At 53.7% G+C, this 12,790-nt stretch carries 12 protein-coding genes; 5 read left to right on the top strand and 7 right to left on the bottom strand.

Going from position 1 to position 12,790, the window contains the following annotated elements; translation table 11 throughout:
• On the top strand, positions 1-894 hold the full coding sequence (locus tag OGX99_RS01225) for a LysR substrate-binding domain-containing protein (protein WP_151217230.1): 894 nt from the start codon (positions 1-3) through the stop codon (positions 892-894).
• Positions 895-931: 37 nt separating this feature from the next.
• Here OGX99_RS01225 and metE read toward each other — a convergent pair whose 3' ends face one another.
• Complete coding sequence (gene metE / locus OGX99_RS01220; RefSeq protein WP_187260257.1) at positions 932-3,193, bottom strand: 5-methyltetrahydropteroyltriglutamate--homocysteine S-methyltransferase; 2,262 nt, start codon at positions 3,191-3,193, stop codon at positions 932-934.
• Positions 3,194-3,310: 117 nt separating this feature from the next.
• Here metE and metR point away from each other — a divergent pair, with 117 nt between their 5' ends.
• Positions 3,311-4,264, top strand: coding sequence for an HTH-type transcriptional regulator MetR (gene metR, locus OGX99_RS01215; RefSeq protein ID WP_003841224.1), 954 nt, complete (start codon positions 3,311-3,313; stop codon positions 4,262-4,264).
• On the opposite strand, the gene OGX99_RS01210 is transcribed toward metR, so the two are convergent.
• From OGX99_RS01210 to pldB, 3 genes are all read right to left on the bottom strand, one after another.
• A complete protein-coding gene (locus OGX99_RS01210; protein ID WP_003844634.1) occupies positions 4,152-5,051 on the bottom strand; it encodes a carboxylate/amino acid/amine transporter in 900 nt (299 codons plus the stop codon). The two genes, metR and OGX99_RS01210, sit on opposite strands and share 113 nt — an antisense overlap.
• A gap of 75 nt (positions 5,052-5,126) precedes the next feature.
• Positions 5,127-5,927, bottom strand: coding sequence for a sugar/pyridoxal phosphate phosphatase YigL (gene yigL, locus OGX99_RS01205; RefSeq protein ID WP_151217234.1), 801 nt, complete (start codon positions 5,925-5,927; stop codon positions 5,127-5,129).
• Between the two features lie 15 nt (positions 5,928-5,942).
• Positions 5,943-6,959, bottom strand: coding sequence for a lysophospholipase L2 (gene pldB, locus OGX99_RS01200; protein ID WP_003017911.1), 1,017 nt, complete (start codon positions 6,957-6,959; stop codon positions 5,943-5,945).
• A gap of 110 nt (positions 6,960-7,069) precedes the next feature.
• Here pldB and rhtB point away from each other — a divergent pair, with 110 nt between their 5' ends.
• A complete protein-coding gene (rhtB, locus tag OGX99_RS01195; protein WP_003828938.1) occupies positions 7,070-7,690 on the top strand; it encodes a homoserine/homoserine lactone efflux protein in 621 nt (206 codons plus the stop codon).
• A gap of 44 nt (positions 7,691-7,734) precedes the next feature.
• On the opposite strand, the gene rhtC is transcribed toward rhtB, so the two are convergent.
• From rhtC to pldA, 3 genes are all read right to left on the bottom strand, one after another.
• Complete coding sequence (rhtC, locus tag OGX99_RS01190) at positions 7,735-8,355, bottom strand: threonine export protein RhtC (RefSeq protein ID WP_151217236.1); 621 nt, start codon at positions 8,353-8,355, stop codon at positions 7,735-7,737.
• Positions 8,356-8,419: 64 nt separating this feature from the next.
• A complete protein-coding gene (recQ, locus tag OGX99_RS01185; RefSeq protein ID WP_151217238.1) occupies positions 8,420-10,249 on the bottom strand; it encodes an ATP-dependent DNA helicase RecQ in 1,830 nt (609 codons plus the stop codon).
• A gap of 88 nt (positions 10,250-10,337) precedes the next feature.
• On the bottom strand, positions 10,338-11,207 hold the full coding sequence (gene pldA, locus OGX99_RS01180; protein WP_003017916.1) for a phospholipase A: 870 nt from the start codon (positions 11,205-11,207) through the stop codon (positions 10,338-10,340).
• A gap of 165 nt (positions 11,208-11,372) precedes the next feature.
• Here pldA and yigI point away from each other — a divergent pair, with 165 nt between their 5' ends.
• Positions 11,373-11,840, top strand: a complete 468-nt coding sequence (gene yigI, locus OGX99_RS01175) for an acyl-CoA thioesterase YigI (RefSeq protein ID WP_003017917.1) — start codon at positions 11,373-11,375, stop codon at positions 11,838-11,840.
• 51 nt (positions 11,841-11,891) lie between these two features.
• Positions 11,892-12,785 (top strand): EamA family transporter RarD, encoded by an 894-nt coding sequence (gene rarD / locus OGX99_RS01170; protein ID WP_210905530.1) that lies wholly within the window; start codon positions 11,892-11,894, stop codon positions 12,783-12,785.
• Positions 12,786-12,790 lie beyond the last annotated feature (5 nt).

Below are 12,790 nucleotides of genomic sequence, written 5' to 3'. Positions count from 1 at the left end.
ATGTTCATCTCTGACGAAACCCTTCGTGTTATTCATCTGGTCGCCAGGCATCAGAGCATCAGCATCGCCGCAGAACAATTAAATAAGGTGCCTTCAGCCATCAGTTACACCATTAAAAAAGCGGAAGAAAGCCTGGGGGTAGCGCTGTTTACTCGCAAAGGTCGATATATCGAAATCACACCTGCTGGCCGCTATTTTATTGAACATAGCAAGACCATTCTCGGTGATATGGAGGCGCTTAAGCGTAACACCGCTCTGATCCATGATGGCGTCGAGCGCGAATTAACAATTGCGGTGAACAATATTATTCCCGCCCCTTTGTTGGTGGCGTTTATCCACGATTTCGAACGACAATTTTCCTCGACAACTCTGACGGTCTGCCTTGAGGTATACAACGGTTGTTGGGACGCGCTCTACAGCAGACGTGCCGATCTGGTGATTGGCGCGCCACATGCCGTCCCCAGTACTGAAGGTATTGTCAGTGAACCTATTGGCCAGCTTGAATGGGATTTTGTCGTCAGCCCGCGACATCCGCTCGCCAGTGAGCGCCATCCGCTGGAAAACGCAGAACTTCGCCAGTACACCGCAGTGTGTATTCGTGATACATCCGTAAATTTTACGCCGTTACAAGCATGGTTACTGGAGGGACAAAAACCGCTGTTCGTACCAGACTTTGCTACCGCCATTGCGCTTATCGAACAAAATGTCGGTATTGGCTATATCCCGCACCATTTAGCGCTCCCGCTGTTAAATAGTGGCAAACTGTTGAAAAAACCGATGCGCGAGCATAAACATGCGACAAAATTATTCCTGGCAGCCCGTTCGGATGGAATGGGGAAAGTGTGCCAGTGGTGCATCGACTATTTAAAGAAACCGGCGCTTTATGCCAGTTAACAGGGAAGAGCGGAGGCTTTTGCCTCCGCTGTAGAGGTTAAGCCTGACGCAGATTCTGCGCCGCTTTAACCATGTTGGCCAGCGCAGCACGGGTTTCCGGCCAGCCGCGCGTTTTCAGGCCGCAGTCCGGGTTCACCCACAGACGCTCTGCCGGAATACGCTGCTCGGCTTTCTTCAGCAGGGCTTCAATCCACTCCACGCTCGGGACGTTCGGCGAGTGAATGTCGTAGACGCCCGGCCCGATTTCGTTCGGATAGTCGAACTCTTCAAACGATTCCAGCAGCTCCATATCAGAACGTGAAGTCTCAATAGTGATCACGTCCGCGTCCAGCGCCGCAATGGAATCCATGATGTCGTTGAACTCGCAGTAACACATGTGGGTGTGGATCTGGGTTTCATCCTTCGCCACTGCCGCGTTAATGCGGAAGGCTTCCACGCCCCACTCCAGATACGCCGCCCAGTCGCTGCGACGCAGCGGTAAACCTTCACGCAGTGCCGGTTCGTCAATCTGAATAATACCAATCCCCGCCGCTTCCAGATCCGCGACTTCATCACGCAATGCTAGCGCAATCTGCTTCGCGATGGTTTCACGCGTCACGTCTTCACGCGGGAATGACCAACAGAGAATGGTCACCGGACCGGTCAGCATACCTTTTACCGGTTTGTCGGTCAGCGACTGGGCATACTTCGCCCACTCCACGGTGATCGCTTCCGGGCGGCTGACGTCGCCAATCACCACCGGCGGCTTCACGCAACGGGAGCCATAGCTCTGCACCCAACCGTTCTGGGTAAAGACAAACCCGTCCAGATGCTCACCAAAGTATTCCACCATGTCGTTACGTTCTGCTTCACCGTGTACCAGCACGTCGAGACCCAGGCGCTCCTGTTCGGCGATCGCCTGTTTGATATGTTCCGCGATCCCTGTGCGATAGTTACCGGCATCCAGGTTGCCTTTTTTGAAGTCCAGACGCAGACCGCGAATTTCCGTGGTTTGCGGGAATGAGCCAATAGTCGTGGTCGGCCATGCCGGCAGATTAAAACGGGCACGCTGTGCCTCGGCGCGAACCGGGTAAGCGTTGGCGCGCTGGCTGTCCTGGGCGGTGATCGCCGCCAGACGTTTTTCCACTGCAGCGTTGTGGACGCGGGTAGAGTGACGACGAGCCTGAATCGGTGCGCTCCACGCCACAATTGCCGCCGTATCACCACTGTTTAGCGCATCGCGCAGCAGCGCCAGTTCGCCGCATTTTTGCAGGGCGAAAGCAAACCAGCTCTTCACTTCCGCATCAAGGCGGGTTTCCACACTGAGATCGATGGGGCTATGCAGCAGTGAGCAGGAAGAGGCCACCCACAGATTACGTTTTCCGACGATATCTTTAATTTGCGCATATTTCTCACTGAGGTCGGCGCGCCATACGTTGCGCCCGTTCACCAGACCCGCTGACAGCAGCCAGTCGGCAGGCAGACGCTTGTGCAGCTCGGCGACATCATCTTTACCATGCACGAAGTCAACGTGCAGCCCCTGTACCGGCAGCGCGGTAATGGTATCCAGATTCGGCGTGACGCCTTCAAAATAGGTGGTCAGCAGCAGCTTCACCTGGCCTTGCAGGGCGTCATAAGCCGGTTTAAAGGCATCCAGCCACGCTTGCGGCAACTCCAGCACCAGAGCCGGTTCATCGATTTGCACCCACTCAATACCCCGTTTTGCCAGCTCCGCCAGCACCTGCTGGTAAACCGGCAGAATATCGTTCAACAGACTCAGGCGATCAAACTGTTCGCCCTTCACTTTCCCCAGCCACAGGTAAGTTACCGGCCCCAGCAGCACAGGTTTCACCTTATGGCCAAGCGCCAGCGCTTCGTCTACTTCATCCAGCAGTTGCGTCCAGGTCAGTTTGAACTGCTGACCTTTGGTGAACTCCGGTACCATGTAGTGATAGTTGGTGTTAAACCATTTAGTCATTTCTGCCGCCGCCGCTGGCTCACCGGTCGGTGCGCGGCCACGACCAATGCGGAATAAGGTATCAATATCAACCGAACCGTCTTTGTTCTGATGACGAGCCGGAACGTTGCCGAGCAGCAGGCTGGTGGTCAGAACATGGTCGTACCAGGCAAAATCACCTACCGGCAGCAGGTCAACACCCGCCAGCTTCTGCTGATCCCAATGGCGGGCACGCAGCTCGCGGCCAACGGCCAGCAATTCTTCACGGGAGGAATTTCCCGCCCAGTAACTTTCTTGCGCTTTCTTCAACTCGCGACGAAGGCCAACACGAGGGAAACCGAGGGTGTGATTAAGTATTGTCATTATATGCCTCTTATTTAATTTGCAGGTTTTAGCCATCCAGATGTTTACACCGCTATATTTCGCAAGTACTGTATATTCCTCAAGCGCAATTTGTTCATGCCGAAGTGAAGGACTTTCATGATCGAGATTAAACACCTGAAAACGCTCCAGGCGTTGCGGAATAGTGGTTCGCTGGCAGCCGCCGCAGCGACGTTGCATCAGACCCAATCCGCCCTTTCTCACCAGTTCAGCGATCTGGAGCAGCGCCTTGGCTTTCGACTCTTTATCCGTAAAAGCCAGCCGCTGCGCTTTACGCCGCAGGGCGAAATTTTGCTGCAGCTGGCAAATCAGGTGTTGCCGCAAATTGGCCGGGCACTGCAGGCCTGCAACGAACCGCAGCAAACCCGGCTGCGAATCGCCATTGAATGCCACAGCTGTATCCAGTGGCTGACGCCCGCGCTGGAGAATTTTCGTGCCAACTGGCCGCAGGTGGAGATGGACTTTAAATCCGGTGTAACGTTTGATCCGCAACCGGCGCTACAGCAAGATGAGCTGGATCTGGTATTAACTTCCGACATTCTGCCGCGCAGTGGACTGCACTACTCACCGATGTTCGATTTTGAAGTCCGCCTGGTACTGGCGCCGGATCATCCGTTAGCCAGCAAAACGCAAATCACACCGGAAGATTTAGCCAGCGAGACGCTGCTTATTTACCCGGTGCAACGGAGTAGACTGGATGTCTGGCGGCATTTCTTACAGCCTGCGGGCGTGAGCCCGTCGCTGAAGAGCGTGGATAACACCCTGCTGCTGATTCAAATGGTTGCCGCCAGAATGGGTATCGCCGCGTTACCACACTGGGTGGTGGAGAGTTTTGAACGCCAGGGCCTGGTGGTGACCAAAACCCTGGGCGATGGATTGTGGAGCCGACTGTACGCCGCCGTGCGTGATGGCGAGCAGCGGCAGCCGGTCACGGAAGCGTTTATTCGCTCAGCGCGGAATCACGCCTGCGATCATCTGCCGTTTGTGCGGAGTGCGGAACGACCCACTTTCGATGTACCCACAGTGAGGCCACTATCACAGCCGCGCCAATGATGAAGCTTGGCCAGTGAGGCTGTTGATGCCAGATAGCCAGGTTGACCAACAGCCCGGCTGGCACATGCATATTGTTCATGATGCCCAACGTACCTGCATCCACTTGGGTCGCACCGTAGTTCCACATAAAGTAACCAATGCCGGACGCCGCCACGCCAAGAAATACCAGGATACCCCACTGTAGCGTAGTGGTAGGCATTTTCTGCGCATTGCCCAGCATGAACCAGGCCACGACAGCCACCATAAAGGCCCCCATGTAAAACCAGGCAAAAGCGTTATGCTGTGGCATTGGGCGGGTTTCCATCAGACGCTTATAGCCCACCATACCGATGGCAAAACTAATGTTGGAAAGCTGCACCAGCAGCAGGCCAGTCCAGAAGTGGCTGGTTACCTGATCGTAACGAATAATCCCCGCGCCAATCACCGCCAGTAACGCACTGAAAGCGTAGCTCCAACGCAGACGCCGCCCGCTCATCAGGTCATAAATCAGCGTGATGTAGAGCGGCGTCAGCACGGTGAAAAGCAATAGCTCTGAAACCGTCAGATACAGGTAGGCGTGAAAACTCAGCATATACATAATGCCAAGCTGCATGGCCCCCACCAGCATATACAGCGCGATTGTTTTTACGCTGTGCCCACGGGTACGTAAAAACGGCAGGAACACCAGCGCCGCGAGTCCAACGCGCACCAGCACTGCAAAATAGCTATCGACATGACCAGCAAGGTACTCGCCAAACAGGCTGAAGGAAAAGGCCCACAAAATAGTGGTAATGATGAGTAGCGCCACAATGGATGTCTCTTAGAACAGGGAACATCCATTGTAGCGGAGAGTTTAGTTGACAACTGGTCAACTAAAGAACAATTACTTTAAAAAGAGATCGCGCAAGTAGTGCGGCACGGCATCGTCGGCGTTGAGTCCGATGACTTCCAGTTCCGGATGCAGATCCTTCAGACGCTGGTGGGCGTTGCCCATGATGCAGCCTTTGCCCGCCATGGAGAGCATTTCCGCGTCGTTCATCCCGTCGCCAAAAGCGATACAGTCTTTCAGGTTGTAGCCCATCGCTTTCGCTACCGCTTCCAGCGCATGACCTTTCGATACGCCGCCCGCCATGACTTCCAGACAGGTAAGCGTAGAGAAGCTAACGTTGACGCGATCGCCCCAGCGGGCGTTAATCGCCTGCTCCAGCGGCAGCAATCTTTCGTGAGAATCGGTGGTGAAGAAAACTTTGCTGACGCCTTCCGGCTCCAGTAGCGCAGGTTCAAACAGGGAATAGTTAAACACCGCTTCTTTGAAAAAGCGCATTTCGTCGGGGCGATGGCGGTTCATAAACCACTCATCATCACGATAAACGTTGGTCACGATGTCCGGATTTGCATTCACTACGCCAAACAGGTCGCTGGCAATGTCGCGATCCAGGTTATGAGAAAACACCAGATTTCCATCAGAATCATGCACCCGCGCACCGTTGGAGGTGATCATGTAGGTTTTAATACCGAGGTTATCGCGAATTTGTCCCACATCAACATGATGACGGCCAGTCGCAAACACGAAGTTAACGCCACGAGCAGTCAGTAATTTCAGCGTCTCTTTGGCATAAGGGGACAAAGTATGGTCGGGGGAAAGCAGCGTACCGTCTAAATCAGACGCAACAACCTGATACATAAGAAAATTAAACCTCTAGGCAAAGCGGGTTCCGCTGGATGAGTTATGCTTGTCGAAAAATTCGACAATAGCGTTAAGCGCGACTGAGCGCATTGCGTCCTTTTCAAAAAGGATCTCATGGTACGCGCCTTTTATGACAAGCGGCTGACCTCCTTCTACAGGATGGCCCGCCGCGGCGCGGAGTTCACAAAAACGATCGTGCATGCGGTTATCCACCACACGCTCTTCTTCGGCCTGAATTAGTAGGGTCGGCGTCGCGTCATCTCCCGCACCAGCCAGAACCTGTTCGCCTGCCAGAATACCTTCACGTACCCAATGGTAGGTCGGGCCGCCAACACGTAGCCGCGGCTCATCAGCATAGAAACGTAGATTGCGCCGATAGCGCTGTCGACTATGAGTTAACGCATTCATGCCGAAGGGTAGCGCCCGCCAGCGCCCGGTGCCCATCGCATAGCCTTCGCGGATCCGTGGATGCCCTTCAGCCCAGTCCAGAATGTGGCGCACCATCCAGTCGGGAAAGCGCATCACAATACCAAACATCGGCGCGCAAAGCGCAATGGCATCACACTGATTCGGGTGGCGCTGCAGGAACAATGTGGCAATCGCACCGCCCATCGAATGCGCCAGTATATAGCGCTTTCTCCACGGACCGGGTAGCACTTCCTGCTGCCAGAAGGCGGTTAAATCGTCGACATAGTCATTAAAGTTATCGACATGACCGCGATGTGGATCCGACAGCATGCGCCCGGAGCGCCCCTGGCCACGGTGGTCGATAATGAGCACGTCAAAACCAGAATGAAACAGGTCATACGCCAGTTCAGCGTATTTCACGTAGCTTTCAATGCGTCCAGGACAGACGACGATGACGCGATCGTTTTTTTCTGCATGAAAACGAACAAAATGTACGGGGATATCATCCACACCCGTAAATTCCGCTTCTTCCCGCTGACGCCAGAAATCTGTCAGTGGCCCCATGGAAAAAGCAGCAAACGCGTTTTCTCTTGTTTCCCAGTCTTTTTGCTGCTGAAACATCGGGTATCCAGCCTCGCTGACCAAGTAAAATCGTTTTTTTCACCGTCGCTGACACAACCTAACGACAGTAGCGTATTGTGGCATAAAAATAGACAATTCGGGAGTTTCTCATGACCTTTGAATGGTGGTTCGCCTACCTGCTGACCTCTATTATTTTGAGCTTGTCTCCAGGTTCAGGCGCAATCAACACCATGACCACTGCCATCAGTCACGGTTATCGCGGTGCCAGCGCGTCGATTGCGGGTTTACAGACCGGGCTGGGCATTCATATCGTTTTGGTTGGCGTGGGGCTGGGAACGCTATTTTCTCGTTCGGTGATCGCGTTTGAGGTGCTGAAGTGGGCGGGAGCAGCCTATCTGATTTGGCTGGGCATTCAACAATGGCGGGCAGCGGGCGCTATCGATCTGAACACCATGGCAAATACGCAATCGCGCAGTCGCCTGTTCAAACGCGCGGTCTTTGTGAATCTGACCAATCCCAAGAGCATTGTTTTTCTTGCTGCTCTGTTCCCGCAGTTTATTCTGCCGCAGGAACCGCAGCTGATGCAGTATGTGGTGCTTGGCGTTACGACCATCGTGGTCGATATCATTGTGATGATCGGTTACGCGACGCTGGCTACGCGCATTGCAGGATGGATTAAAGGGCCAAAGCAAATGAAGGCGCTGAACAAAGTGTTTGGTTCGCTATTTATGCTGATAGGCGCCCTGCTGGCATCGGCAAGGCATGCCTGATTACAGGACCGGACCCGCTAACGCTTATCGGGTCTGGAACGAACTCAGCGCGAAATGATCAGGTGGATACCGAAGCCCGCGAACAGCGCGCCAGCAAAACCGTCAATCCACTTCGCCAGGCGCTGATAGCCACGACGCATTTTCGGCAGCGCAAACAGGCTGGCAACCACGGTAAACCACGCCAACGTTTCCACGATGATCAGGGCAAAAATTCCCCAACGCGCGCCAGTTCCCACGTTGTCGCCAACGAATAATGAGAAGACAGAGCCAAAATAGATAATGGCTTTAGGATTCGCCAGATTGGTCAGCAGACCTTTCAAGAAGCTGCGTCCGCTCTGCGCCAGCTCAACCTGCGGATTGGAAGGAGCCACGTCCTGTTTTTTAAACGCGCCGCGCAGCATCTGATACCCCATCCAGCACAGATACAGACCCCCGCCGACCATAATAATGGTATGTAGCCAGGCCATTTTTTCAATAATCAGATGCAGGCCGAGCAGCGCCACGCCAGCCCAGACCATGACGCCACAGGTAATACCCAGCACGCCCATCATCGCTTCTTTGCGCGAACGGCTAACGGCCGTTTGAGAGACAAAGAAAAAATCGGGGCCGGGACTCATCAGCGCAACGATGTGCACCAACGCAACGGTGAAAAATAGCGTTAACATAAAAAATGACTCGCGGGGGAATAGTTCAGTGAGTCACCATCTTGGCACTTTTTTGCCCGGCTGACTACTCTTCGTCGTCACCATCCACATGTGCGCGGATAAGTGCCATAAACTCTTTGCCAAAACGCTCAAGTTTACGCATTCCCACGCCATTAACGCTCAGCATTTCGCTCGGTGAAACCGGCATTTGTTCGGCCATTTCAATCAGTGTGGCGTCGTTGAACACCACGTAAGGCGGGATATTCTCTTCATCAGCAATGGCTTTACGCAGCTTACGCAGTTTGGCGAACAGTTTGCGATCGTAATTACCGCCAAAGGATTTCTGCATTGCGCGCGGTTTCAGCGCCACAATACGCGGCACGGCAAGCTGTAGTGGAACGTCACCGCGCAGTACCGGACGCGCGGCTTCGGTTAACTGTAATGCCGAGTGATGGGCAATATTCTGCGTCACCAGACCAAGATGAATAAGCTGGCGAATAACGCTGACCCAGTGTTCATGGCTTTGCTCACGACCAATGCCGTAGACCGGCAGCTTGTCATGGGCCAGCTCGCGAATACGCTGGTTATTGGCGCCACGCAGAACCTCGACGACATAACCCATACCAAAACGTTGATTCACACGGTAGATAGTCGACAGCGCTTTACGCGCATCCATGAGTCCGTCGTACTGCTTTGGCGGATCGAGACAAATATCGCAGTTACCACACGGCTCCTGACGCCCCTCGCCAAAATAGTTCAGCAGCACCAGACGACGACAGGTTTGCGCCTCGGCAAACGCCCCCATCGCATTGAGTTTATGCCGTTCGATATCCAGCAGTTGTCCGGCGGGTTTCTCTTCGAGGCAACGGCGTAGCCACGCCATATCTGCCGGATCGTAAAACAGCATTGCTTCCGCAGGCAGGCCGTCACGCCCGGCGCGACCGGTTTCCTGGTAGTAAGACTCGATGTTACGTGGAATATCGAAATGCACCACGAAACGTACGTTGGGTTTGTTGATCCCCATGCCGAACGCCACGGTTGCCACCACAATTTGCAGATCATCGCGCTGGAATTTCTCCTGCACGTCGGCGCGTACGGTATTTTCCAGCCCGGCATGATAAGCCCCGGCACTGATGCCCCGGCTTTGCAGGCGCGCGGCGGTATCTTCTACCTTGGCGCGACTGTTACAGTAGATAATGCCGGACTTACCGCGCTGCTCTTGCACATAGCGCATCAGCTGATCGAGCGGCTTAAACTTCTCCATCAGCATGTAGCGAATATTTGGGCGGTCGAAGCTGCTGATCTGAATTAACGGGTCGTTGAGGCCCAGCAGACGCACAATGTCCAGCCGGGTGGTTTCGTCCGCGGTGGCGGTCAGCGCCACAAACGGCAGGGTTGGGAAACGTTGACGTAACTGTCCCAGCGCCGCGTATTCCGGGCGGAAATCATGTCCCCATTGCGAAATACAGTGCGCTTCATCTACCGCCAGCAGCACCGGGTTCCAGTGCGCCAGGTTTTCAAGGAAGTTATCCAGCATCAGGCGCTCAGGCGCAATGTACAACAGGCGAATCTGTCCGCTGCGACAGCCTGCCATCACCTCAAGCTGCTGCTCGCGACTTTGAGTGGAGTTAAGGCATGCTGCCGCCACGCCGTTGGCCAGCAGTTGATCGACCTGATCTTTCATCAGAGAAATCAGCGGAGAAACAACAACGGTGAGCCCGTTGAGCAATAATGCGGGAATCTGATAGCACAGGGATTTACCGCCGCCGGTCGGCATAACGACCAGGCAGTCGCGACCAGAGATCACGGTATCAATGATTTCTTCCTGACCCGGGCGAAACTGTTGGTAGCCAAAGGTTTCTTGCAAAACCTGTTTAGCGCCCATTTCCAGATTCAACACTTCCGCCTGCGCCACATTAACCCCATTAGCCTGAAATAAAAACAGGCGCTATTTTCAGCGCCTGAGAGAGAAACTGCAATGATTAAAATACTCTCAATACCTGTCAGAAGATATCGTTGAGCATCACGCCCACGCCAACACGGGTCTGATTGAAGTTATAGTCAATCAGCGATTCGCCGTAACCGCTGTAAACCTGGGTGTAAAGGCGCACATGCTTCGTAATGGGGTAACTGACACCCAACTCAGCACCGCCGTAACCGGTATTCCAGTTGTACTGACCTTTCGCACTTAAGACGGCGTCACCGAGGTGATAACCCAGTTTGAGCTGATAGTAGCCCATATATTTTGTGATATCCGGGTTATCGTCGGTGCTGCCGATGACGTACCACGGCTTAACTTCCACCAGCCAGTTACCGTTTTCAGCCATCAAACGCGTGTAAAGACGATTCCAGCTACGTGAAGTGGGGTCAGACCGACCGTTGGAGTCATGGTTATAACCCATTTCGACATCGCGGAGCGTCCAACCAGCGAAGCGATAGTCGGTAGCGAAACCGAGGAACAATTGCGGTTCATAATTGGTTTCGCGAAATGGGGAAGACTCTTCGCTATTCGAAAGCTGCCACCAGGACTTCTGGGTATAGGAGCCGCCAAGTACCGAGTTCGGACCTAAGATCCCGCGCCAGAGCGGAAACGCCAGGCTTAGCTGAAACTTAACCTCATCTTTGCGCGCATTTTCGGACCAGCTATAGCTGCTGATCGCTTCTTTGTTCATGTCGCTGGTATTGGTGTAGATAAGATAGTTGGTGTCATAAGGATAAAGCGTGAAAGGATTGTCATGCTCCTGCAGCATGTTGGCGATAATACTGCCGCGAACCGCGGGTGCATCATGAATCTCTTTCACTGTCGCTTCCTGCGCATACGCGGTCAACGGCAGCATGACTGCTGGTAGTAACCATCCCAGAATCGCCCGCATCGGTACTGTTCTCCTGAACCAAAATATTGATGAATTGTATAATTATCTGGCAAGTATTCTACATACTTAGCGAGTTCCTCGTTAGTTATCCCGTCCTAAAGTAGAAAACAACAAATAATAAGCATAATATCAACATTTCATTAACCATTAAGATGTAGGGATCGTATGTCTGCCGTACTTACTGCTGAGGAAGCGCTGAAGTTAGTGGGTGAAATGTTCGTCTATCATATGCCGTTTAACCGGGCACTGGGACTGGAGCTTGAACGCTATGAGAAAGAATTCGCTCAATTAGCCTTTAATAACCAACCGATGATGGTCGGCAACTGGGCGCAAAGCATTTTGCATGGCGGCGTGATCGCCTCGGCGCTGGACGTCGCCGCCGGACTGGTGTGCGTTGGCAGTACGCTAACCCGCCATGAGACGATCAGTGAAGACGAATTACGTCAGCGGATGTCACGCATGGGAACCATCGATTTGCGCGTTGATTACCTGCGCCCGGGGAGAGGGAATCGCTTTACCGCCACCAGCAGCCTGCTGCGGGCGGGTAATAAAGTCGCCGTGGCGCGCGTGGAACTGCATAACGAAGAACAGCTTTATATTGCCAGCGCAACCGCCACTTATATGGTGGGGTAAGCAGCCAAAAAAAGGTAAACTGCTGTTACATTTCTGCAATGAGTTTTCCCGATGGATGCTAAACAAACGCGGCAGGGCGTGTTACTCGCTCTTGCTGCTTATTTTATTTGGGGTATCGCACCTGCCTACTTCAAGCTGATTTACTATGTCCCGGCGGATGAAATCCTGACGCACCGCGTCATCTGGTCATTTTTCTTCATGGTGGTGCTGATGAGCATCAGCCGCCAGTGGTCGGGTGTCAAAACATTACTCCAAACGCCAAAGAAGATATTCCTGCTGGCACTCTCTGCAGTGCTCATTGGCGGAAACTGGCTGCTGTTCATTTGGGCAGTCAATAATCACCATATGCTGGAAGCCAGCCTCGGCTATTTTATTAACCCGCTGGTGAATATTGTGCTGGGAATGCTTTTCCTCGGCGAGCGCTTCCGTCGCATGCAGTGGCTGGCGGTACTATTAGCCGCCTGTGGCGTACTGGTACAGCTGTGGACCTTCGGATCGCTGCCAATAATTGCGCTGGGACTGGCGTTCAGCTTTGCTTTTTATGGTCTGGTGCGCAAGAAGATTGCCGTCGAAGCACAAACCGGCATGCTGATCGAAACGCTGTGGCTTTTACCCATCGCGGCCATCTATCTGTTTGGCATTGCCGACAGCCCAACCAGCCATATGGGGCAAAACCCAATGTCGCTCAATCTGCTGCTGATTGCTGCGGGTGTCGTGACCACCATTCCGCTGCTGTGCTTTACCGGCGCCGCAACCCGCCTGCGTCTGTCGACGCTGGGTTTCTTCCAGTACATTGGCCCTACGCTGATGTTCCTGCTGGCGGTAACGTTCTACGGTGAAGCCCCGGGTGCGGACAAGATGGTCACCTTCGCGTTTATCTGGGTCGCACTGGCGATTTTCGTAATGGATGCGATTTATACGCAACGACGGGCGCGCCGGAGCTGAAGAAG

Source organism: Citrobacter sp. Cu096 (assembly GCF_030332285.1).
GTDB lineage: Bacteria > Pseudomonadota > Gammaproteobacteria > Enterobacterales > Enterobacteriaceae > Citrobacter > Citrobacter meridianamericanus.
This window is presented reverse-complemented; position numbering and strand designations above follow the sequence as displayed.